The organism is Burkholderia sp. MSMB1835 (genome assembly GCF_001526365.1).
GTDB lineage: Bacteria > Pseudomonadota > Gammaproteobacteria > Burkholderiales > Burkholderiaceae > Burkholderia.
Genome location: NZ_LOYP01000005.1, coordinates 55,258 through 80,349, shown reverse-complemented (window position 1 = coordinate 80,349; position 25,092 = coordinate 55,258). Strand labels below are relative to the sequence as shown.

General features: G+C 72.4%; 10 protein-coding genes. 9 read left to right on the top strand and 1 reads right to left on the bottom strand.

The window, feature by feature from the left end; genetic code table 11:
• The first annotated feature begins 17 nt into the window (after positions 1–17).
• The 5 genes from WS96_RS03525 to WS96_RS03505 are packed head-to-tail and all read left to right on the top strand — an operon-like array spanning position 18 to position 5,776.
• Entirely contained in the window at positions 18–1,028 is a 1,011-nt protein-coding gene (locus tag WS96_RS03525) for a TauD/TfdA family dioxygenase (RefSeq protein WP_059789845.1), read from the top strand.
• Positions 1,025–1,873: an ABC transporter ATP-binding protein gene (locus tag WS96_RS03520; RefSeq protein WP_034207281.1), complete on the top strand. Its 849-nt coding sequence runs from the start codon at positions 1,025–1,027 to the stop codon at positions 1,871–1,873. Before WS96_RS03525 ends, WS96_RS03520 begins: the two co-directional genes overlap by 4 nt.
• Positions 1,870–3,960 (top strand): Fe(3+)-hydroxamate ABC transporter permease FhuB, encoded by a 2,091-nt coding sequence (gene fhuB / locus WS96_RS03515; RefSeq protein ID WP_059830708.1) that lies wholly within the window; start codon positions 1,870–1,872, stop codon positions 3,958–3,960. Before WS96_RS03520 ends, fhuB begins: the two co-directional genes overlap by 4 nt.
• Positions 3,957–4,757 carry a siderophore-iron reductase FhuF gene (fhuF, locus tag WS96_RS03510; protein WP_059830706.1) on the top strand — a complete coding sequence of 267 codons (801 nt, stop codon included), beginning with the start codon at positions 3,957–3,959 and terminating at the stop codon, positions 4,755–4,757. The genes fhuB and fhuF overlap by 4 nt, the downstream gene beginning before the upstream one ends.
• Positions 4,754–5,776: an ABC transporter substrate-binding protein gene (locus WS96_RS03505; protein WP_059830704.1), complete on the top strand. Its 1,023-nt coding sequence runs from the start codon at positions 4,754–4,756 to the stop codon at positions 5,774–5,776. Before fhuF ends, WS96_RS03505 begins: the two co-directional genes overlap by 4 nt.
• Before the next feature lie 181 nt (positions 5,777–5,957).
• Here the strand turns inward: WS96_RS03505 and WS96_RS03500 are convergent, their stop codons facing one another.
• Positions 5,958–7,703, bottom strand: a complete 1,746-nt coding sequence (locus tag WS96_RS03500; protein ID WP_059830703.1) for a cyclic peptide export ABC transporter — start codon at positions 7,701–7,703, stop codon at positions 5,958–5,960.
• Positions 7,704–7,975: 272 nt separating this feature from the next.
• Between WS96_RS03500 and WS96_RS03495 the strand changes: the two genes are divergently transcribed.
• Genes WS96_RS03495 through WS96_RS03480 form a run of 4 tightly spaced genes read left to right on the top strand, consistent with a single transcriptional unit; the run spans position 7,976 to position 25,066 of the window.
• Positions 7,976–17,641: a non-ribosomal peptide synthetase gene (locus tag WS96_RS03495; protein WP_059830910.1), complete on the top strand. Its 9,666-nt coding sequence runs from the start codon at positions 7,976–7,978 to the stop codon at positions 17,639–17,641.
• Between the two features lie 9 nt (positions 17,642–17,650).
• A complete protein-coding gene (locus tag WS96_RS03490; protein ID WP_059830701.1) occupies positions 17,651–22,636 on the top strand; it encodes a non-ribosomal peptide synthetase in 4,986 nt (1,661 codons plus the stop codon).
• Positions 22,626–23,657 carry a GNAT family N-acetyltransferase gene (locus WS96_RS03485; protein WP_059830699.1) on the top strand — a complete coding sequence of 344 codons (1,032 nt, stop codon included), beginning with the start codon at positions 22,626–22,628 and terminating at the stop codon, positions 23,655–23,657. Before WS96_RS03490 ends, WS96_RS03485 begins: the two co-directional genes overlap by 11 nt.
• A gap of 32 nt (positions 23,658–23,689) precedes the next feature.
• Positions 23,690–25,066 (top strand): lysine N(6)-hydroxylase/L-ornithine N(5)-oxygenase family protein, encoded by a 1,377-nt coding sequence (locus WS96_RS03480; RefSeq protein WP_059830697.1) that lies wholly within the window; start codon positions 23,690–23,692, stop codon positions 25,064–25,066.
• Positions 25,067–25,092: the final 26 nt, after the last annotated feature.

Genomic DNA, 25,092 nt, shown 5'->3' with positions numbered 1-25,092 from the left:
CTGAAGAGGACGTTTGCATGACCCTGCTTTCGTTGCCGACGCTCGACGACCTGCGTATCGAGCCGGGGCTGCCCACCGTCGTGTCGCCGCGCGGCAACGACGGGATGTCGATCGACGACGTCGCGCCGCTGGCGCGCGAGATCGCGGCCGACACGCTCGAACGGGCGGGCGGCGTGCTGTTCACGGGCTTTCGCGTGCCGTCGATCGACGCGTTCCAGCAATTCGCGGCGTCGTTCGGCGATCCGCTGATCGGCTATGAATACGCGTCGACGCCGCGCAGCCAGGTCGAAGGCGCGGTCTACACGTCGACCGAATACCCGCCGCACCGCGCGATTCCGCTGCACAACGAACAGTCGTACACGCGCGAATGGCCGCTGCGCATCTGGTTCCACTGCGCGCTCGCCGCGCCGAAGGGCGGGGCGACGCCGATCGCGGACAGCCGCGCCGTGTACCGTGCGCTCGATCCGGCGCTCGTCGCGCGCTTCGAGAAACGCGAGCTGCTGTACGTGCGCAATTTCGGGCAAGGGCTCGACCTGCCGTGGCAGCAGTCATTCGGCACCGACGAGCCGGCCGAGGTCGAGCGGATGTGCGCGGCGCGCGGCATCGAGTGCGCGTGGCGCACCGACGACGACGGCGAACTGCTGCTGCGCACGCGCGAACGCTGCCAGGCCGTCGCGCGCCATCCGCGCACGGGCGAGCGCGTCTGGTTCAACCAGGCGAACCTGTTTCACCTGTCGGCGCTCGACGAAGACATGCAGGAAGCGCTCGTCGACGCGGTCGGGCTCGAGAACGTGCCGCGCAACGTGTACTACGGCGACGGCGAACCGCTCGAGGCCGACGCGCTCGCCGAGATCCGCGGCGTGCTCGACCAGCAGCGCATCGTGTTCCCGTGGCGCACCGGCGACGTGCTGATGCTCGACAACATGCTGAGCGCGCACGCACGCGACCCGTTCGAGGGGCCGCGCAAGGTCGTCGTCGCGATGGCGCAGAGTTACACGGTCCCGCGCGACCGAACGGAGGATCGATGACGCGTAGTACCGCCGCGCTTGCCGCGCGCGGGCTGTCGGTGGGATATCGCGACCATGTCGTGATCGACGGACTGGACCTGTCGATCGCGGCCGGCCGCGTCACCGCGCTGTGCGGGCCGAACGGCTGCGGCAAGAGCACGCTGCTGCGCACGCTCGCGGGCCTGCAGCCCGCGCGTGCCGGCCATGTCGAAGTGAACGGCAAGCCGCTTGCATCGTTTCGCCGTCGCGCGCTCGCGCGCGAGCTGACGATGCTCGCGCAGTTCAACCAGATTCCGTCGGGCCTCACGGTGCGCGAGCTCGTCGCGTACGGGCGCTATGCGTACGGCGGCTTCCTGCGCGGCCTGTCGCGGATCGACCATGCGGCAATCGACGAGGCGCTCGAGACGAGCGGCCTCGCCGACGATGCGCAGCGCGACGTCGGCGCGCTGTCGGGCGGCGAACGCCAGCGCGCATGGATCGCGATGGCGCTCGCGCAGCAGGCGCCGATCGTGCTGCTCGACGAACCGACGACCTATCTCGACATTCATCACCAGCTCGACATCCTCGATGCGCTGCGTGCGCTGAACCGCGCGCGCGGGCTGACGATCGTGTGGGTGCTGCACGACCTGAACCAGGCGGCCGCGTACAGCGACGAGATCGTGCTGATGCGCGCGGGCCGCCTCGTCGCGCAGGGCACGCCCGACGCGATGCTCGACCCGGCGCGGCTGCGCGCGGCGTTCGGCGTCGAGATGCTGAAGCTCGCGCATCCGCGCACGGGCGCACCGATGTGCGTGCCGGCCTACGGGCCGTCGACCGACGGCGCGGCGCAGGCGGCCGGCGTCTTCGACCGGGATCTCGCCGTATGACGACGTTCGCGATGCGCAAGCGCCTCGCGGCTGCGGGCCACGGAGCGACGACGGGGCGGGCCGGTGCGCTCGCGTTCGGCCTCGTCGCGCTGATCGCGCTGCTCGCGGCGCTGCGGATTGCCCCCGATCTGCGCGTGTGGTGGGGCGCGGCGCCCGGCAGCGATGCCGCGTCGCTCGCGCACGTGTTCCTGTTCGATCTCAATCTGCCGCGCGTCGCGGCCGCGCTCGTCGCCGGTGGCTGCCTCGGCATCGCCGGCGCGCTGTTCCAGTCGCTCACGCGCAATCCGCTCGCGTCGCCCGACCTGCTCGGCGTGACGGGCGGCGCCCAGCTCGGCCTGCTCGCGGCGATGCTCGTGCCCGCGCTGGCGGGCGTCGCGTCGGTGCCGCTGCTGTTCGTGTGCGGGCTCGCGGCGGCCGCGTGCGCGATCGTCGCGGCGGGCGGCTGGCGCGCGACGCCGTTGCGGCTCGTGCTCGCGGGCAGCGTGTGCATGCTGCTGTTCGCCGCACTGTCGACGCTCGTGCTCGCGTTCTTCGAGCAGAACATCGCGGGCGCCGCGCTGTGGACCAACGGCAGCCTGTACCAGCCGGGCGCGACGGGCCTCGCGCTCGCCGCGCGCTGGCTCGTCGTGCCGCTGATCGCGCTGCCGTTCGTGATCCGGCCGCTGAATCCGCTCACGCTCGGCGACGAGGCGGCGGCCGCGGCCGGCGTGCGCGTCGATGCGACGCGACTCGCCGCGACGATCGTCGCGGTCGCGTTCACGAGCGTGGCCGTCAGCATCGCCGGCCCGCTGTCGTACGTCGGCCTCGTCGCGCCGAACCTGCTGCGCCAGGTGCGCGGCGCGCGCGCGGCCCGGCTCGGCGTGCTGGTGCCGCTGTCGGCGCTCGCCGGCGGCGCGCTCGTGCTCGTCACCGACAGCGCGGTGCTCGCGTCGGGCCTCGACGCGACGCTGTCGACCGGCGTCGCGATCGCGCTGGTCGGTACGCCGCTGATGCTCGCGATGATCCGGCGCGGCGCCGCGTGGTCGGGCGTGCTGCACGCGGATGCCGAACGCGCGACGGGTGGCGACGCGACGCGGCTCGTCGGCTGGCTCGAACGGCTCGACTGGCCGCTGCGCACCGCGCTGTTCGTCGCGACGGGCGTGCTGGTGGTCCTGGTCGGCGTGTCGGCCGGGCCTGAGTGGCTGTCGCCCGTGCGCTGGTCGGCCGCGCTGTCCGGTCACGATGCGCTCGCACGCATGCTGATCGACCTGCGCATGCCGCGCCTGCTGTGCGCGCTGCTCGCCGGCGCGCTACTTGCCGTCAGCGGTGTCGCGATGCAGAGCGTCGTGCGCAATCCGCTCGCAGGCCCCGAAGTGCTCGGCGTCACGCAGGGCGCGGGGCTCGTCACGCTGTTCGCGTTGTCGACGTGGCCGCTGATGGGCCACGTGACGCTTGCCGCCGCCGCGCTGATCGGCGGCGGGCTGTCGCTCGCGATCACGCTCGCGCTGAATCACCGGCATCGCTACGCACCGCTCGCGGTCGCGCTGACGGGCATCGTGATCGGCGCGTTGTGGACCACGCTCGCGCAGTGGCTGATCACGCAGGAAAGCGTGCAGCCCGCGCGCTTCGTCGTGTGGCTCGTCGGCGGCACCTATGGCCGCAGTTGGGGCGAGGTCTCGATGCTGTTGCCGTGGTGCGTGCTCGCGGTGCCGGTGTTCGCGTGGCTCGCGAAACCGCTCGACATGCTCGCGCTCGGCGACGACCAGGCCGCTGCGCTCGGCCTGCCGGTGGCGGCGCTGCGGCCGCTCGCGCTGACGATCGCGACGCTCGCCGCATGCGCGGCGGTCGCGGCGGTCGGGCCGGTCGGCTTCATCGGGCTGATGGCGCCGCACGTCGCGACGATGCTCGGCGCGCGCCGGCATCGCACGCGGCTGTGGCTCGCGGCGGCGTGCGGCGCGTTGATCCTCGGCGTCGCGGATCTCGCGGCGCGCATCGTCGTCGCGCCGCGCGAAGTGCCGGCCGGCGTGCTCACCGCGCTGATCGGCGCACCGTACCTGCTCGGGCTGCTGATTCTCGAGGGGCGCCGCGCCCGGCGCGCGGGGCGATGACGCCGTCGCACGACGGCGCGCGCGCCACGCGGTTTTCGGCGTTCGCGCCGCAACCGTTCGCCGACCACCTCGACGTCGTGTGGCTCGGCATGCCCGACGACGCGCACGCGCCGGACCGCATCGTCGTGCCCGTCAGTGCGCTGCCTGCGCACCGCGACGCCGTGCTCCGCGCGATGGTCGACCATTACGGCGGCGATCCGGCGCAGCATGCGCGTGCGCTGATGTCGCAGTGGAGCAAATACTATTTCGGCCGCGCGGCGCCGGCCGGCGTCGTCGCCGCGCTGACGCTCGGCCGGCCGCTCGACATGACGCCCGAGCGCACGTTCGTCGCGCTCGACGACGGGATGCCGGCCGCGCTGTATTTCGCCAGCGATGCGCTCGGTGCGCCGTGCGACGATCCCGAGTCGCGCTATGCGGGGCTCGTCGCGCATCTCGGTGCGGTGATCGACCTGCTCGCGGCGATGGGCCGCGTCACGCCGCGCGTGCTGTGGAGCAACGCGGGCAATCTGCTCGACTATCTGCTCGATACGTATCGTTCGCTGCCGTGCGCGGCGGATCCCGTTCGCGATGCGGGTTGGCTGTTCGGTTCGACTTGCATGCACGGCGAGCCGAATCCGCTGCGCATGCCCGTGCGCGACGCGCTGCCGCGCTCGCCGCTGCTGCCGACGCCGTTTCGCGCGCGCCGCGTGTGCTGCCTGCGCTACGAAATTCCTGGAGAAACGCAACTGTGTGGAAGCTGCCCCCTGCTACTGACGATGGACGACGCGGCGCTGGCCGAGCAGGACGCGACCCGGTGACGCCTACCGGCCGCCGGCACGCGCTCGGTACACTCGCGGCGCTCGGCGCCGCGTGCTGCGGCGCGTTGTCCACAGCGGCGGCCGCCGTTTCCGCGCCGGGTGGCGCCAGCGGTACGCAGGGCGCCGTGTCGCTGGCCGGCAATCCCGTCGTGTCGCAAGCCAGCGCGACGATGCCCGTGCGGCCGCAGCGCGTGGTCGCGCTCGACTTCATGTTCGCGGAAAGCGTGATCGCGCTCGACATCGTGCCGGTCGGGATGGCCGATACGGCGTTCTACCCGGGCTGGCTCGGCTACCGGAGCGAGCAACTCGCGCGCGTGACCGACGTCGGCTCGCGGCAGGAGCCGGGCCTCGAGGCGATCGCGGCGGTCAAGCCGGATCTCGTCATCGGCGTCGGCTTCCGGCATGCGCCGATCTTCGACGCGCTCGACCGGATCGCGCCGACGATCCTGTTCCAGTTCAGCCCGAACGTGTCGGAGGGCGGCGTGCCGGTCACGCAGCTCGACTGGATGCGGCAGATCTTCCGGACGATCGGCACGGTGACGGGGCGCGACGCGCGCGCGCACGCAGTCGAAGCGCAACTCGACGCCGGCATCGCGCGCAATGCGGCGCGGCTCGCGGCCGCGGGCCGCACCGGCGAGCGCGTCGCGCTGCTGCAGGATCTCGGCTTGCCCGATCGTTACTGGGCCTATACGGGCAACAGTACGTCCGCGGGCCTCGCGCGGGCGCTCGGGCTCGATCCGTGGCCGAAGAAGCCGACGCGGGAAGGCACGCTGTACGTGACGTCGGCCGATCTGCTGCGGCAGCGCGATCTCGCCGTGCTGTTCGTGACCGCGTCGGGGATGGACGTGCCGTTGTCAGCCAAACTCGATTCGCCGGTGTGGCGTTTCGTGCCCGCGCTGAAGGCGCACCGGATCGCGCTGATCGAGCGCAACATCTGGGGGTTCGGCGGCCCGATGTCGGCGCTGAAGCTGGCCGACGTGATGACCGACACGATGCTGAAGCTGCCGGCCGTGCGCTGAGTGCGCGGAGCATGCCGCCCGCGGGCGGCCGCGTTGACTGGCAGGACGCCGTGTTCGCTTGACGATGCGTGGCTTCCGCCTTTTCCTTTTCTCCACGCGTGAGCCCGATTCCCTGCCGAAACGACAATCGCCGACACACTGCCAGTGCAGCGTGTCGGCGATTTTTCGATCGGCCGTCGCGTTACGCGCTCAGCGCATCGACGCCATCCTGCGCACGCAGGCGCGCCGGTTGCGTGTCGCTGACGATGCGCCCGTTGTCGAGCTTCAGCAGACGGTCGGCGAGGTTGAAGTAGCGGTCGTCGTGCGTGATCACGATCACGGCCTTGCCGCGCGCGCGCAGCTCGGGCAGCAATTGCTCGTAGAACACGGCCTTGAACGACGGATCCTGGTCGGCCGCCCATTCGTCGAACAGGTAGAACGGACGATCCTCCAGATACGCGACGACGAGCGCGAGCCGCTTGCGCTGCCCGGTCGACAGCGCGCGCGTCGAGAACGCGCCGTCGACCACCTTCACCTTGTGGTCGAGCGCGAGTTTCGCGACGAGCGCGTTCGCCCGCGCGTCGGCCTGCGCGCGCGACGGATCGTCGGGGTCGACGATGCCGAGCAGCGCATCGAACAGATGGAAATCGTTGAACACCGCGCTGAAGCGCTGCCGGTAGGCCGCGCGCTCGCGCCAGCCGATCGTGCGGCCGTCGACCTCGATCGTGCCTTGCTCGGGCTCGTAGAGCCCCGTCAGCACCTTGGCGAGCGTCGTCTTGCCGCTGCCGTTGCCGCCGACGATGAACACGAGCTCGCCCGGCTTGATCGTCAGGTCGATCGGCCCGATGCTGAACATCCGTTCGTCGCGCTCGTGGAAATACGCGTGCGTGACGCCGCGCAGCGTGACGGCGCCGGCCGGCGGCACGTCGGGCGCATCGGCCGCGGGCGGCACCGTGCGCAGCGCGCCGAATTCGGCCATCACACCTTCGATCCGCGTGAGCGACACGCGCGCCGCGTTGACGGTCGGCAGGTTGTTCAGCAGGCCGTCGAGCGGCACGAGCATGAACAGGAACACGACGACGTAGCCGGCGGCCGCGGCCGGGTCGGCATGCACGCCGAGCTGCGGCCAGAACGACGCGATGCCGAGGAACACGTAGAACAGGAAGATGATCCAGCCGACCCCGACCGCATACGCGCTGAACGCGCGGCGGCGGTGGTCGCGCACCTCGCCGATCGCGGCGCCGAGCTGGCCGTCGACGAACTGGCGGGCGCGCGCATCGTGCAGCTTCAGCTCCTTCGCACCGGAGAACAGCGAGCCGAGATAGCCGAACAGGCGGTCCTGCGCGTGGCCGGCGGCTTCGAGCGACGCGATCGCGCGGCGGTCGCCGGTGTGATAGCCGAGCGAGCCGGCGACGATCGCGGCCAGCGCCAGCACGCACACGGGCCAGGACAGCCACGCCAGATAGCCGAGGCAGCCGAATACGATCGAGCCGTGCATGACCAGGTTCGGCAACGCGAAGAACAGCATCGACACGTTGGTCGCGTCGTCGGTCAGCACCGACTGCACGGGGGCGGCGCCGATTCGTTCAATGTCGCGCAATTCGGCCGCGCCGACGCGCCGCGCCAGATGCACGCGCAGCCGCGCCATCGTGTCCTGCGACAGGCGGGCGAACAGCGTGCCCGACACGATGCGCGTGACGAGCGCGATCACCGCGCACAGCGCGAAGCGCCACGCGAGCGACGCATCGGCCGCCGCGGGTTGCGACAGCGCGCGGTTCAGCGTCGCGACGAGCAGCACGCTCGCGACGCCGTTCAGCACGCACGCGGTGAGCGCCAGCGCGAGCGACACGCGGCTTTCGCGCAGCAGCGCAAGGATCAGGCGCGCCGCGGGGCGGGCGGGGGAAGCGTCGAGGGACGGCGGGGAGGAGGGCTCGTGGGCGGCTGTCATCGGCAACGTCGGTAAAGAGAAGGCAGGCAATAACGCGAAAACGGCAAATCCGGCGCGAACGCAGCGAGCGGGGCCGGCCCCGTTGCGGCGTTCCTCCCTGATAGACGAACGGGCCGCGCAAATATTTAGCCCCATCGTCAAAAAAAAGCGGTCGCGCGCACTTTGCGGTCAAAACGGTAAAAAATCGGCCGCGTCGTTCGTCACACCAGTGAAGCCGCCCCAAGCGGCCCCGAGACTTGGCCGAAGCGGCCGGACCGAAGGACTTCACGCACATGACGAGTTTCCCGACTGCGCTGCATCACCGAATCCGCGCACTGGCGCGCATCGCGCCCGACGCACCCGCGATCGCGGTGCCTTTCCAGAACGACCTGCGTCTGTCGCGCGGTGCGCTCGACGCACGTGCATCGCAACTCGCCCGGCAACTGCGCGCGGCCGGCGTCGGCGCCGAGGTGCGGGTCGGCGTGTGCGTCGAGCGTTCGTGCGAACTGTTCGTCGCGCTGCTGGCCGTGCTCAAGGCGGGCGGCGTGTTCGTGCCGCTCGATCCGCGCCATCCGGCCGCACGCCTCGACTGGATCGTGCAGGACGCGCAATTGCGGCACGGCATCGTCGACGCCGCCGGCCGCGCGGCGCTCGGCGCGCCGTTCGAACACGCGTTCGACGCGACGGCCGACGTATCGGGTGTCGTGCAGGACGATGCGTTCGACGACGATACGACGACCGTGCACCCGCGTTCGGCCGCGTACATGATCTATACGTCGGGCTCGACCGGCACGCCGAAGGCGGTGGTCGTCGAGCACGGCCCGCTCGCCGCGCATTGCGACGCGCTCGCGGCCGCGCTGCCGATCGAGGCGGGCGACCGTCTGCTGCATTTCGCGTCGGTCAATTTCGACGCCGCGCACGAATGCTGGCTCGCGCCACTCGCGGTCGGCGCCGGCATCGTCGTCGCGCCGCCGCAGCCGTTCGCGCCGGACGCCGCGCATGCGTTGATGGTGCGCGAAGCGGTCAGCGTCGCGGCATTTCCGCCCGCGTATCTGCGCGAATTCGCGGCCGTCGCCGCGCGCGACGGCGTGCCGCCGGCCTTGCGCGTACTCGCGTTCGGCGGCGAGGCGCTGCCGCAGCAGGCGTTCGAATGCGTGCGCCGCACGTTCCCGGCAGTCCGCCTGATCAACGGGTACGGGCCGACCGAGGCCGTGATCTCGCCGATGCTGTGGCCGGTCGAGCCGGGCGAAACGCCGGCGCTGGCCGCGGACGACGCGTATGCGTCGCTGCCGATCGGCCGCCCGATCGGCCCGCGCGTGGCGCGCATCGACGGCGCCGCAGCCGATGGCGTGGGCGAGCTGCTGCTCGGCGGCGTCTGTGTCGCACGCGGTTATCACGGTCGCGCGGCGCTCACGGCCGAACGTTTCATTCCCGATGCGCACGGCGAACCCGGTGTGCGCGTCTATCGCACCGGCGACCTCGCACGCCTGCGCGACGACGGCGCTTTCGACTATCTCGGCCGCCTCGACGATCAGGTTCAGGTGCGCGGCGTGCGCGTGGAGCCGGCGGAAATCGCCGCATGCCTGCGCGCGCACCCGGCCGTGACCGACGCGGCCGTGGTGGCCGAAACCGCCAATGGGCCGACGCGGCTGATCGCGTGCGTCGCGCTGCGCGCGGCGGCCGACGATGCCGCATTGAAGGCGCACGTGGCCGCGCACTTGCCGGCCGCGTGGCAGCCGCATCGGTTCGTGCGTTGCGATGCGCTGCCGTACACGCTGAACGGCAAGCTCGACCGTGCCGCGCTGCGCGAGCGGATCGCCGCCGCGCGCGACACGGCGCAAGCCGTGGGCGATGCGCCGCGCACGCCGACCGAGCGGCAGATCGCGGGCCTCTGGCAGACGCTGCTGGGCCTCGACGTCGCGCCGTCGCGCGACGATCGCTTCTTCGCGCTGGGCGCCGATTCGCTCGCCGCGATGCAGTTGCAGGCCGCGATCCGCGCCACCGTGCGCGTGAATCTGCGGCTCGATACGCTGTTCGCCGATCCGGCGCTCGCCGAACTGGCCGAAACGCTCGACCGGGCGGAACGCGAGACCGGCGAACCGGTGGCCGCAATTGCCGCGCGCCGTGCGGCGGCCGATGCGGTCGCTGCGGGTGCGCCGCACGTCGACCGTGCGGCATCGCTCGCGCAGCAACGTTTCTGGGTGCTCGCGCAAACGCGCGACGCGAGCGCCGCGTATCACATCGCCGCACACTGGACGATCGACGGCGTGCTCGACCGCGACGCGCTGCAGCGCGCGCTCGATCACGTGATCGGCCGTCACGAAGCCTGGCGCACGACGCTCGTCGACAACGACGACGGTGTCGTGATGCAGCGGATTCATACGCATCTGCCGGTGTCGATCGCCGCGGTCGACCTGCGCGACCAGCCGCCGGCCGCCCGCGACGCGCAAGCCGCCCGTCTCGCCGAGCGCGACGCGGCCGAGCCGTTCGACCTCGCGCGCGGTCCGCTGCTGCGCGCGACGCTGATCGCGCTTGCCGACGATCGTCACCGCCTGCTGCTGACCGCGCATCACGCGATCACCGACGGCTGGAGCTCGCGCTGCGCGTTCGACGAACTGTCGGCTGCGTACCGCGCGTATGCCGAAGGCCGCGAGCCGTCGCTGCCCGACTTGCCGATCCAGTATTCCGACTACGCGGCTTGGCAGCGCGACATGCTGGCCGACGGCGAGGGCGCGCGCCAGCTCGACTACTGGCGCGGCGCGTTGCGCGACGTGCCGGGCCCGCTCGCGCTGCCGGTCGACCGCCAGCCGGGCGCGGTACGCACGCTGCACGGCGCGCGCGTGTCGGTGCGCCTGCCCGACGCGGTCGCGGCCGACGTGCGGCAGCTCGCACGCGACGCACGGGCCACCGTCTTCACGGTGCTGCTGGCCGCGCTCGACGCGTGGCTGTCGCGCCTGACCGGCGAAACGGACGTCGTCGTCGCGGTGCCGGTCGCGCATCGCCAGCGCCCCGAAACGCGTGCGTTGCTGGGGCTTTTCCTGAATACGGTCGCGCTGCGCGTACGCGTGGCGCCGACGCTGCCGTTCCGCGCGCTCGTCGACGCGGCGCGCACCGCGGCGCTCGACGCGGTCGCGCACCAGGACGTGCCGTTCGAGCGCGTCGTCGACGCCGTGAAACCGCCCGTCAAGCGCGGCGACGAATGGCTGCGGGTGAAGTTCGCGCAGCAGTTCGACGCACGGCACGACAGCGTGCTGCCGGGCGCGACGGCGGTCGCGACGCCGGGGCCCGATCTCGCCGCGCGCTTCGACTTCGCGCTGGATTTCACCGACGACGCGAACGGGATCGAACTGGTCGCGGCCTATGCGACCGACTGCATCGACGCCGATACCGCGCGTGCATGGCTCGACAGCTATGCGGCGCTCGTCGGCGCGGCCGCGCGCGATCCGCAGCACACGACCGCCACGCTACCGTGCGATGCTTCGGCCGCGACGCGCCAGCCGCGCGACGGCCGTGCGCTGCAAGTCGAGCATGCCGACGTCGTCGCCGCATTCGCCCGGCAGGCGGCCGCGTATCCGCATCGCATCGCGCTTTCCGACGCATCGGCATCGCTGACGTTCGCCGAGCTCGACGACGCATCGAACCGCATCGCGCGGGCGTTGGCGCAACGCGGCGTCGCCGCCGAAGCGGCCGTCGTCGTCTGCATCGAGCGCTCGGCGCGTTTCGTCGTCGGTCTGCTCGGCGCGCTGAAAGCCGGCGCGCTGGCCGTGCTGCTCGATCCCGCGCAGCCGGCCGCGCGACTCGCCGCCGCGGCGGCCGACTGCGGCGCGCGCTGGGCGCTCGTCGCGGAGCCGGCTGCGTGGCCGGCCGGCCTCGACGCGCAGCCGCTCGACGTCGACGCGCTCGTGCAGGACGCGACGCTCGCCCATGCGGCCGGCGTGCGCGTCGCGCCGCACCCGGAACAGGGTGCGTACCTGATCTATACGTCGGGCTCGACCGGCGCGCCGAAGGGCGTCGTCGTCTCGCACGGCGCGCTGGCCGACTACGTGCAGGGGATGCTCGACGAACTCGCGTTCGCACCCGACGCGTCGTTCGCGATGGTGTCGACCGTCGCGGCCGATCTCGGCCACACGACGCTGTTCGGCGCGTTGTGCGCGGGCCGTACGCTGCACCTGCTGCCGGCCGCGTGCGCGTTCGATCCGGATCTGTTCGCCGATGAAATGCGCGGTCGCGACATCGGCGTGCTGAAGATCGTGCCGAGCCACCTACAGGCGCTGCTCGAGGCGCGCGCGCCGGCCGACGTGCTGCCGCGCCACGCGCTCGTCACGGGCGGCGAAACGCTCACGTGGGCGCTGGTCGCGCGGCTGGCCGCGCTCGCACCGGCCTGCCGCGTGATCAACCATTACGGGCCGACCGAAGCGACGGTCGGCGCGATCGCATGCGACACGGCCTCGATCGCCGCCGGCGCGCGCGATCCCGCGAGCGGCGTGCCGCTCGGCGTGCCGCTGCCGAATGCGCGCGCGCTGGTGCTCGATGCGTTCGGCGCGTGCGTGCCGGCCGGCGCGACGGGCGAGCTGTATCTGGGCGGGCCGGGCGTCGCACGCGGCTATCTCGGACGCCCCGCGCAAACCGCCGAGCGCTTCGTGCCCGATCCGTTCACGCCCGGCGCGCGGCTGTATCGCACGGGCGACCGCGTGCGGTTGCGCGCGGACGGCCGCCTCGTCTTCCTCGGCCGTATCGACGACCAGGTGAAGATTCGCGGCTACCGCGTCGAGCCGGGCGAGGTGAGTGCGGCCGTGCGCGCGGCCGGCCCGATCGCGCAGGCCGAAACGCTCGCGATCGAGCACGATGGCCGCCTGCGGCTCGCGACGTTCGTCGTGATGCGCGACGGCGCGACATTCGACGAGGCCGCGATGCGCGCCGCGCTCGCCGCGACGCTGCCCGACTACATGGTGCCCGCGCAGTTCGTCGCGCTTGCACGCCTGCCCGTGACGGCGAACGGCAAGATCGATCGCGCGGCATTGCGCGAGCGGGCGGCCGTGCCGGTCGCGGTCGCGTCCGGCGACGCGCCGCAGGGCGCGGTCGAAACGGTGCTCGCCGATGTCTGGCAGGCCGTGCTGAAGGCGCCGAAAGTCGGCCGCGACGACAATTTCTTCGAACTCGGCGGCGATTCGATCCTCGTGCTGCAGGTGATCGCCCGTGCGCGCAAGCGCGGCGTGCGCTTCACGCCGAAGCAGCTGTTCGACGGGCCGACCGTCGCCGAACTCGCACGCATCGCGAAAACGGACGACACGGCCATCGCCGCCCGGCCTGCAAGCGCAGACGCGACTGCCGTCGCGCTGCCGGCTGCCACGTCGATCCTGACGCCCGCGCAACAACGCTTCTTCGCGCTCGATATCCCGCACCGCGGCCACTGGAACCAGGCGGTGTCGTTCGATGTGCGCGGCGCGTTCGACGCGGACGCGTTCGCCCGCGCATTCGACGCGCTGCTCACGCATCACGACGCGTTCCGTCAGCGTTTCGCGCGCGGCGCGGACGGCACATGGCACGCGAGCGATGCGGCGAAGCCGTACGACGCGCTGCCGTTCGTCGAAGTCGCCGCCAGCGATGAAGCCGACGCGCTGGCGCGTTTCGACGCGCTGCAACGCCGTCTCGACCTCGGCAGCGGGCCGCTCGCGTGCGCGTGCGCGGCACGACTGCCGGACGGTTCGACGCGGCTCTATCTCGCGATTCACCATGCGATCGTCGACGGCGTGTCGTGGCGAATCCTGCTCGACGACCTGGACACCGCTTATCGCGCCGCATGCGAGCGCACGTCGATCCGCCTGCCGCAACCGGGCCTGCGCGCGGACGTGTGGGCCGCACGGCTCGCCCGCGCCGCAACGGAACCGGCGTCGCCGTTCGCCGCCGAAGCCGCCTACTGGGCCGGCATGGCGCAGGGCGACGACATCGTGCCCGATCATCCCGACGCAGCGGCGACGAACGCCGACGCGGCCGTCGTCGTGCAGACGATCGACGCGGGATTGACCCGCGCCGCGCTGACCGACGCGCACGCGGCCTATCGCACGCAGACGATCGAGCTGCTCGGCGCGGCGCTCGCGCTGGCGCTGGCCGGCGCGCGCGGCGCCGCATCGTGCCGGGTCGAACTGGAAGGACACGGCCGCGAAGCGCTGTTCGACGACGCGGATGCCAGCCGCACGATCGGCTGGCTGACGAGTCATTACCCGGTGACGCTGCCGGTCGAAGCGACGGCCCGCGACACGCTGTGCGCGGTCAAGGACACGCTGCGCGCGGTGCCGCACAAGGGGCTCGGCTTCGGCGTGCTCGCGCACCATGGCGATGCGGCGACGCGCGCAACGCTGGCCGCCGTGCCGCGCCCGCGCGTCACGTTCAACTATCTCGGCCAGTTCGACGCGCCGCGCGATGCGATGCTCGTCCCGCGTTTCGGCGGCACCGGCGTCGAGCGCGACCCGCAGGGCCCGCTCGGCAATACGCTCGCGATCCATGCGTACCTCGACGCGGACGGCGACGGCGCGCGCACGCTGAAGGTTCACTGGGTCTACGGTGCGCCGCAATTCGAACGCGCGACGATCGACGCGTTCGCCGAACGTTTCGCGCTCGCGCTGCGCGAACTCGTCGATGCCTGCGCGTCGCGCGTCGCGCATCGCGGCGCCGGCGCGACGCCGGGCGATTTCCCGCTCGCGCAGGCGGCCGGTCTCACGCAGGCCGCGATCGAGCGCGCACCGCTCGACTGGCGCGCGATCGACGACGTGTATCCGCTGTCGCCGATGCAGCAGGGCATCCTGTTCCATGCGCTGTTCGCGCCAGGCCACGCGAGCTACGTGAACCAGCTCGTCGCGACCGCAACGGCGCTCGACGCCGACCGGCTCGCGGCCGCGTTCGACGCATCCGTCGCGCGTCACGACATCCTGCGCACGAGCGTGATGCCCGACGAAGCCGCGCCGCTGCAGTGCGTGCATCGTCACGCGCGCATGCCGGTCGAGCAGCTCGACTGGCGCACGCGCGGCGACACGCTCGACGCCGATTTCGACGCGTGGCTCGCGGCCGATCGCGCACGCGGCTTCGACTGGCGCGAGCCGCCGCTGATGCGGCTCACGCTGATCCGCGTGACGGACGACGCATGGCGCGTCGTATGGACGCGTCACCACGTGCTGCTCGACGGTTGGAGCACCGCGCGCCTGCTCGCCGACGTGCTGCGCGACTACCGCGACCCCGACGCCGTGTCGCCGTTCGCGAGCCGTCCGGCGCTGCGCTATCGCGACTTCATCGCGTGGCTCGGCACGCGCGAGCGCAACGCCGACGAGCGCTTCTGGACCGAGCGCCTGGCGCGGCTCGATGCGCCCACGCTGATCGCGGAACGCACGGCCGACCGCGCGGATGCCGAGATGGTCACGTGGCGCGCGACGCTCGATGCCGACACGACGATGCGCGTCGCGCAGACCGCCCGCGCGTTGAAACTGACCGTCAACACGCTGGTGCAGGGCGCATGGGCGCTCGCGCTGCAGCGGATGACGCACCAGCCGGCCGTCGCGTTCGGCGCGACCGTCGCGGGCCGTCCCGATGCGCTCGCGGACGTCGACTCGGTGCTCGGTCTTTTCATCAACACGCTGCCGGTGATCACCGCGCCGGCGCCGCAGCAACGGGCGGCCGACTGGCTGCACACGCTGCAACGCGAGAACGCGGCCGCCGCCGAACACGCGCACACGCCGCTCGCCGACATCCAGCGCTGGGCGCGCGGGGCGGGCGGCGCACTGTTCGATACGCTCGTCGTATTCGAGAACTATCCGGTGGACGACACCGCGCGCGATGCCGATCCGCGCGGGCTGGCGTTGAGCGGCGTACGCAGCATCGAAGCGACCGATTTCGCGCTGACGCTCGTGATCGAAACCGGCGTCGAACTGACGATCGACTACGGCTACGACGCCGCGCGCATCGACGCGCGTCAGGTCGAGACCTGGCACCGCGCCTTCGCCTGCGCGCTCGATGCGCTGGCCCGGACGCCCGACGCGCGGCTCGGCACGCTGTCGATCGCCGACGATGCGACCCGCGATGCGCTGACGCGCGCGCAGGACACCGCGCGGACCTGGCCGGTGGAACGACGGCAGCCGCTGCACCTGCAATTCGGCGACGCGGCACGGGCGACGCCCGACGCGACCGCGCTCGAATACGCGGACGCTCACGGCCATGTGCAGCGCGCGACCTATCGCGAACTCGACGCCGCGACGTCGCGCATCGCCGCCGCACTGCGCCGGCGCGGCGTGCAGCCCGATACGCCGGTCGCGCTGTGCGTCGAGCGCTCGTTCGACATGGTGATGGCGCTCGTCGGCGTGCTGAAGGCCGGCGCCGCGTATCTGCCGGTCGATCCCGACTATCCGGCCGAGCGCATCGCGTACCTGCTGCGCGACGCGCGGCCGGCCGTCGCGATCACGCAGGCGCATCTGCGCGAACGGGTCGAGGCCGCGCTGGGCGAGGGCGCCGGGACGCAACTGCTGACGGTCGCGGAACTGCTGGCCGACGGGGCGGGCGATACCGACGATGACGCCGCCGCGATCGACGACGCGCAGCTCGCGTACCTGATCTACACGTCCGGCTCGACCGGCAAGCCGAAGGGCGCCGGCAACACGCACGGCGCGCTCGCGAACCGGATCGCGTGGATGCAGCACGCGTACCGGCTGACGCGCGACGACGTCGTGCTGCACAAGACGCCGTTCGGCTTCGACGTGTCGGTGTGGGAATTCGTGTGGCCGCTCGCGATCGGCGCGAAGCTCGCGATCGCGGCGCCGGGCGACCACCGCGATCCGGCGCGTCTGGCCGCCGCGATCCACGCGCACGGCGTGACGGTGCTGCATTTCGTGCCGTCGATGCTCGCGGCGTTCGCCGCCTATCTCGACGATTTCTCAGCCGCCGCGCAATGCGACAGCGTGCGCCTGATCGTCGCGAGCGGGGAGGCGCTGGCGCCCGAACTCGTCGCGAAGATGGCGCGCCTCTTGCCGAACGCGACGCTCGTGAACCTGTACGGGCCGACCGAAGCCGCGATCGACGTGTCGCACTGGACCTGCGGCCCCGACGACGCGCGTGCGGCCGCGGTGCCGATCGGCCATCCGATCGCGAACCTGCAACTGCACGTGCTCGATGCCGCGTGGCAGCCGGTGCCGGCCGGCGCGACCGGCGAGCTGTATCTCGCGGGCGCGGGCCTCGCACGCGGCTATCTCGGCCGTCCGGCGCTGACCGCCGAGCGCTTCGTGCCCGACCCGTTCGTGCCGGGGGGCCGCATGTACCGCACCGGCGACCTCGCACGCCGGCGCGCGGACGGCGCGCTCGACTACCTCGGCCGCGTCGACGCGCAGGTGAAGCTGCGCGGCCAGCGAATCGAGCCGGGCGAGATCGAGGCGCTGCTGCGCGCGGCGCCGGGCGTCAACGACGCGGTCGTGATCGTGCGCGACGAGCAGCTGATCGGCTACGTCGCCCGCGGCGACGCGGGTCCGCTCGACCGCGCGGCGTTGCTCGATGCGCTGCGTGCGCAACTGCCGGCGTACATGGTGCCGTCGCAGCTGATCGAACTCGATGCCTTGCCCGTCACGCCGAACGGCAAGTGCGACCGCCATGCGCTGCCCGCGCCGGTGCGTGAAGCGACCGAAGCCATCGAACTCGCGACCGATACCGAACGTGCGCTCGCGGCAATCTGGCAGCGCGTGCTGCACGTGGACGCGATCGGCCGCGACGGCGATTTCTTCCTGCTCGGCGGCCACTCGCTGCTCGCGACGCAGGCCCACGCGCAGGCCAACCTGCATTGGGGGCTCGCGCTGCCGCTGCGCACGCTGTTCGACACGCGCACGCTGGCGCGCTGCGCGCAAGCGATCGACGCGGCTTGCGCGGCACGCGGCGCAACCGATGCGGCAAGCGCGATCGACGCGCTGCTCGGCGAACTGGAAACCCAATAAGGACGACGGATGACGAAGGTTCAACCCGACTGGCTCGCGCTCGCGACGCGTTTCGCGCAACTGCCCGATGCGCAGCGCGCGGTCTTCATCGACAAGCTCGGCGCGGCCGGCATCGACTTCCGCGTGCTGCCGATCCCGCCGCGCACGCCGCGCAGCGACCGCGTGCCGGCGTCGTTCGCGCAGACGCGTCTGTGGCTGCACGCGCGGCTGATCGATGCGCCGGACGCGTACCACATCACCGAGCGCCTCGCGCTGACCGGCCCGCTCGACGTGCATGCGCTGCGTCTCGCCTGCGATGCGCTGATTGCGCGCCACGAGGCGCTGCGCACGACCTTCGACGAAGCGCAGGACGGCGTCGCGCAAACGATCCACGCGCCGTTGCGCTGCCCGTGGCGCGAAACCGATCTCGACGCGTTGCCGGATGCGCAGCGCGTGCCGCGCGCGCAAGCGCTCGCGACGGCCGACGAGGCCGAACCGTTCGATCTCGGCGCGGCGCCGCTCGTGCGCGCGCATCTGATTCGCTTCGACGCGACGCATCACTGGCTCGCTCTCACCGTGCATCACATCGTGTCGGACGGCTGGTCGTCGGGCGTGATGCTGGACGAACTCGCGGCGTTCTATCGCGCGTATGCGTCGGGCGCGCCGGTGCCGCTCGCGCCGCTGCCGATCCAGTATGCCGACTACGCGCTGTGGCAACGCCGCTGGCTCGACGCCGGCGAGCGCGACCGTCAGCTCGCGTTCTGGCGCGAGCGGCTCGATCCGCAGCGCGGCGTGCTGACGCTGCCCGGCGCGGCCGCGCGGCCGGCGCGGCGCAGTGCGCGCGGCGCGCGTCATGTGTTTTCGCTCGACGCGCGCATCGGCGCGCGGTTGCGCGCGTTCGCGGCCGCGTCCGGCGCGACCCCGTTCGCGGTGCTGCTCGCGGCGCTCGACGCGCTGCTGGCGCGCGCGACCGGCGACGCACGGATCTGCGTCGGCGTGCCGGCCGCGAACCGCGAGCGCGCGGAAGTCGCCGGCCTGATCGGCTTCTTCGTCAACACGCTCGCGATCGACGTCGACGTGCCCGCGCACGGCGATTTCTCGTCGCTGGTCGCGCGGACGCAGCGCGCGCTCGTCGATGCGCAGATGCACCAGGACGTGCCGTTCGAGCAGGTGGTCGACGCGCTCGGCGTGCCGCGCAGCGCAAGCCACCATCCGCTGTTCCAGGTGATGGCCGCGTACGGCGAACGCCGCGCGCTGCCGGCATTCGGCGCGGCGTCGGCCGCATTGCTGCCGTCGGGCACGCCGTCCGCGAAATTCGACCTGACGCTGTCCGTCGAAGCGACGCCGGACGGCACCTTCGACGCTGCCTTCATCTACGCGCTCGACCTGTTCGACGCCGATGCGATCGAACGGCTGGCCGCGCGCTTCGTCACGCTGCTGACCGATGCGCTCGCGCTCCCCGACATACCGATCGGCGATCTCGACTGGCTGCCTGCCGACGAACGCGCGCAGCTCTTCGCATGGAACGCGCCGGCCGGCGCGACCGCTGCCGAGCCGTTCGTGCCGGTGCATGCGCGCATCGCCGCGCATGCGCACGCGCGGCCCGACGCACGCGGCGTCGCCGATGTCGATCGGGCATTGACCCGCGGCGAAGTCGATGCCCGCGCGGCGCGCCTGGCGCGCCATCTGGTGGCGGCCGGCGTGCGGCCCGAGATGCGCGTGGGCGTCGCGCTGCAGCGCTCGGTCGACCTGCTCGTCGCGCTGATCGCGGTGCTGAAGTCGGGTGCCGCGTTCGTGCCGCTCGACCCGGCTCACCCGCGCGAACGGCTGGCGCAGATCGTCGGCGACGCGAACATCGCGCACGTGCTGACCGACGCCGCGAGCGCCGCGTCGCTGCCCGAACTGCCGGCGCTGCGCGTGTGGCGCGCCGATGCGATCGATGCGCTCGACGAAGCCGCGCACGTCGCGTTGCCGGACGTGCTGCCCGGCCACGCGGCCTATGCGATCTATACGTCGGGCTCGACCGGCAAGCCGAAAGGCGTGATCGTCGACCACGCGTCGTTCGCGCGGCATTGCGCGGCGATCGCTGAGCGTTACGGCGCGGGCGAGAACGACGTGTTCCTGCTGTTCCAGTCGGTCAATTTCGACGGTGCGCACGAAGGCTGGTTTTCGCAATACATGTCGGGCGCCGCCGTGTCGGTGACGGCCGACGTGCTGTGGCCGCCCGCGCAGACCTGCGCGATGATGATCCGCGACGGCGTGACGATGACCTACGTGCCGCCCGGCTGCGCGGCACAGCTCGCCGAATGGGCGCTCGCGCACGGCGCGCCGCCGACACTGCGCTCGCTGACCGTCGGCGGCGAGGCCACGTCGCGCGAGGCGTTCGCGATGTTGCGCCGTGCGCTGCCGAACGTGCGCGTGGTCAACGGCTACGGCCCGACCGAAACGGTCATCACGCCGACGCTGTGGATGTTCCGTCCCGGCGACGATCTCGCGAAGCTCGGCGACGCCGCGTATCTGCCGATCGGCACGCTGGTCGGCGCGCGCACCGCGCACGTGCTCGACGCGCGACTGCATCCGCTGCCGGTCGGCGTGATCGGCGAACTGTATCTGGGCGGCGAGGGGATCGGCGTCGCACGCGGCTACCTCGACCGCCCGGCGCTGACGGCCGAGCGTTTCGTGCCGGATCCGTACGGCGCGCCGGGCGCGCGGCTGTACCGGACCGGCGACCTCGTGCGGCGCCGCGCGGACGGCGTATTCGATTTCATCGGCCGCGTCGATCACCAGGTGAAGCTGCGCGGCCTGCGCATCGAACTCGGCGAAATCGAAGCGCAGCTCGCCGCGCACGACGCAGTGCGCGAAGCCTGCGCGGTCGTGCACGGGCAGGGCGCGCTCGCGCAACTCGTCGCGTACGTCGAACTGACCGCCGACGCGCAGGCAGCCGCGCAGCCGGTCGAAGCCGCGACGCTCGACGCGCACCTGCGCCGCACGCTGCCCGACTACATGGTGCCCGCGCAACTGATCGTGCTCGACGCGCTGCCGCGCAACGCGAACAGCAAGGTCGACCGCGCGAGGTTGCCGGCGCCCGTGCGTGTCGAACGGGCGTACGAGGCGCCGCACGACGGCGACGAAGCCGCGCTCGCGGCGATCTGGTGCGACGTGCTGAGTCTGGAGCGCGTCGGCCGCGGCGATCACTTCTTCGATCTCGGCGGTCATTCGCTCGCGGCCGTGCGCGTCGCGACGCGCGTGGCCGAACGGCTCGGCCGCGACGTGCCGGTGCGTGCGCTGTTCGAGGCGCCCGTGCTGGCGCAATACGCGCAGCAGGTGGCCGATGCGCCGCGCGCCGCGCATGCGCTCGCCGCGGCGCCGGGCGTCGCGGCGGTCAAACCGGACGCGCACGGCGTATGGCCGCTGTCGCCCGCGCAGGTCGGCCTGTGGTTCCTGTGGCGCGCGCAACCGGACAGCGCCGCGTACAACATTCCGGTCGCGCTGCGCGTGCGCGGCCCGCTCGATGTCGACGCACTGCGCGCGGCGTTCTCGGACGCGGCGGCCGTGCATCCGGCGCTGCGTGCGCGGCTCGTCGTCCGTGACGGCGCGCTGCCGGGCCAGCGGATCGACGCGGACGTCGCCGTCGATCTGCCGGTGATCGACCTGTCGTCCCACGCCGATGCGCCGGCCCGCGCGGCCGCGCTGACCGACGCGGATGCGCTCGCTCCGTTCGACCTCGCGGCCGACGCGCCGCTGTGGCGCGCGCGCGTGCTGCGGCTCGGTGCGGACGATCACGTGCTGTCGGTGACGATTCACCACATCGTGTCGGATGGCGAGTCGATCGAGCTGTGGCTCGATGCGGTGCGCGCCCGCTATGTCGCCCGCGTGCGGCGCAGCGCCGAGCCGGCCGCCGAAGCCGTGCGGTCGACCTTGCCGCTCGTGCTGCCCGCGCCGTGCGATCCGGCGCGTGTCGCGTACTGGCGCGATGCGCTCGCCGATCTGCCGTCGCGCGTGCTGCCGCAGCGTGCCGACGCGCCGGCCGTACCGCAATGGCGCGCGGCCCGTATCGCGTTCGAATTCGATGCGCCGCTGATTCGCGCCGCGCGCGACGCCGCGTCGGCCGCGCACGCCACGCTGCCGATGCTGCTGCACGCGGCGCTCAACACCGCGCTGTTCCGCGCGACGGGCGCGGCCGACCAGCCGATCGGCGTGCTCGCGTCGACGCGCGAGCTCACGGGCGACGCGGCCCGCGCGGCGCTCGGCCTGTTCATCAACTCGGTCGTCGTGCGTACGCGGATCGACCCGGCCGCCCGTCGCGCGGACGTGCTCGCGCAGGTGCGCGACACGGCGCTCGCCGCGTATGCGCATGCCGACGTGCCGTTCGCCGACGTCGTGGCCGCGCTGCGTGCGCCGCGCGCCGCGCAGGCCAATCCGCTGTTCCAGGTGATGTTCAACTACCTGCGCCCGACGGGGGCGGCCGCGCGCGACTGGGCCGGCCTGTCGCTGACCGAATTCGACGACGTGCGCCATCGCGTCGTATTTACGCTGGAGCTCGACGTCGTCGAGCATCCGGACGGCCGCGTGAGCGCCGCGTTCTCGTATGCGGACGAACTGCTCGCGCGCGATTTCGTCGACGGGCTCGTCGATCGGTATCACGACGAAGTCGCGCGCTTCGCCGGCGCGTCGGAAGCCGCGCTCGGCGCGCCCGATGCGCGCGCGGACACGCATGTCGCGTTCGGCCCACGCGCCGACGGCGCGACGCGGCACCACGCGATGCCGTCGCGTGCCGCTGCCGCGCTCGCCGCGCTGTGGTCGGACACGTTCGCGACGGCCGCCCCCGAGCCCGATGCGGACCTGTTCGAAGCCGGCGCGACGTCGTTCGACGTCGTGCGCTTCGTCGACGCCGCAAGCCGTGCCGGTCACGCGCTGACGATCGCCGACGTGTTCGCGGCGCCGACGCTCGCGGCGCTCGGCGCGCGGCTCGATGCGCAAGCGGAAACGGGACAGGAGGCGCGCCATGCTGGCTGAGGTGCGTCCGGACGGATTCACGATGCTCGATACCTACCGCCTCGCGTTCGCGGACGGCCTGTTCGCGGTGCGCGACGGCGTGGAGATCCGCGTCGCGCACGGCGACGGGATCGGCGCGCAGTTGCTGCGCGCGCAGCTCGGCGACGACGGCGCGCTGCGCCTCGTCGCCTACAACCATCGCGCGGCGCCGGCCGACCAGCGGCGGGCGCTGCTGGCCGCGCTGGCCGCGGCGTTCTCGGACAGCGCGCGCCACGCGGCGATCCGGCTCGACCCGGCGGCCTGGCCGGCGGTCGCGCTCGACGCGCTGCGCGCGAGCGGCGTACTCGCCGACGGCGGCCGCTGCGTGCGCGACGGCTGGGCGCAACAGGCCGACCTGTGGCGCGTCGGCGCGCTTGTGCCGTGCGCGACGCTGCCGACGATCACCGACGGCCGGCGTCACCCGCGCCGGCCGCCCGCGCCGCGCGGCGACGTCTATGCGCGCGACCTGCCGGCGCTCGGCGTGCGCTTCACGCTGCGCGGCTGGCAGCCGGAGGAGGACGCCGAACGGCTCGCGCGCTGGTTCGACGAGCCGCGCGTGCGCGACGGCTGGCCGGGCGCACGGCCCGCGCCATGCGGCGCGGCAGGCCCGCAGGAAGCCGATCCGCACGTCACGCCGCTCGTCGGCTGCTTCGACGGCGAGCCGTTCGCGTATTTCGAGGCGTTCTGGCTGAAGGAGGACGCGCTCGCGCCGCACGTCGCGGCGCGCGACTACGACCGCGGGCTGCGGATGCTGGTCGGCGAGCCGCGCTGGCGCGGCCCGCACCGCGTGGCCGGCTGGCTGCCGTCCGTCGTGCATTACCTGTTTCTCGACGACCTGCGTACCGACGCGGTCGGCTGTGCCGTTCCGGCCGGCCACACGCGGGTTGCCGATCATCTCGCGCGGCACGGCTTCGCGCGGCAGCGCCGTCTCGCGCTGGCCGACGCACAGCCGCTGTGGATGCGCACGCTGCGCGAGACGTTCTTCTCCGGCCGTCACGTCTGACGGGCCGGATTCACCGACAAGGGAGCTGAGACATGCAGAGAGAAACCGTATTCGACCTGATCGGCGTGGGCTTCGGGCCGTCGAATCTGGCGCTGGCCGTGCGCCTCGCGGAGCGCGGCGGCGTGCACACGCTCGCCCATTGCTTCGTCGAGCGCCAGCCGGAATTCGGCTGGCATCGCGGGATGCTGCTCGACGACTGCCGGATGCAGATCTCGTTTCTGAAGGATCTCGTCACGATGCGCGATCCGAAAAGCCGCTACACGTTCATCAACTACCTGTTCGAACGCGGCCGGCTGAACGAATTCGTCAACCTGAAGAATTTCTACCCGACCCGCGTCGAATTCCACGACTACCTGAGCTGGGTGGCCGACGCGTTCGACGATCGCGTCCATTACAGCGAGACCGTGCTCGGGATCGAACCCGTGCGCGGCGAGGGGGCGAAGATCGACGCACTGCGCGTGCTGTCGCGCGACGCGGCCGGCCACGAGCGGCAGCGCGTGACGCGCGCGCTGTCGGTCGGCGTCGGCGGCACGCCGGCGGTGCCGGACGCGTTCGCCGCGCTCGGCCGCGACCGCGTGATCCACTCGTCATCGTATCTGACCGACATCGACCGGCTGGTCGCGTCGCCGGACGGCGAGCGCCGCCGCGTCGCGGTGATCGGCGCGGGCCAGAGCGCGGCCGAGGTGTTCGTCGATCTCGCGCGCCGCTTCCCGCACGTCGACGCGAGCCTCGTGATGCGCGCGGGCGCGCTGAAGCCGGCCGACGACAGCCCGTTCGTCAACGAAATCTTCAGCCCCGAATTCACCGACGTCGTCTATGCGCAGCCGCACGATGCGCGCCGCGCGCTGCTCGAGCGTTATCGCGACACGAATTACGCGGTGGTCGACCGGCCGCTGATCGAGCAGATCTACGAAATGCTGTACCTGCAGCGCATCGACGGCACACCGCGTCATGCGCTGCTCGCGAACAGCGCGATCGAGGCCGCGGTGCGCAGCGCCGACGGCCGCATCGAATTGACGTTGCGCGACCGGTTGAGCGGCGCCACGCGCGTCGAGCGCTTCGACGCGCTCGTGCTCGCGACCGGCTACCGCCGCGACACGCATTCGGCGCTGCTCGAAGGCCTCGCGCCGCATCTGGGCGATGCGCTCGCGCGCGGCGACGTGACGCGCGACTACCTGCTCGCGACGCCCGAGCACTTCGCGCCGCGCATCTACCTGCAAGGCTGCTGCGAAGACAGCCACGGGCTGTCCGACACGCTGCTGTCGGTGCTGGCGCGCCGCGCGGACGAGATCTGCGCGTCGCTGGAGGAAGGCATCGCGGCCGCGCAAGACGACGGCGCGAGCCGTGCAGTGCACGAACAACGACATCAACACGGGGTGAGCGCGGGCCGGATGGCTTTCGCTCTTTGACAAAGGCGCGGTCGGAGACCGCATGA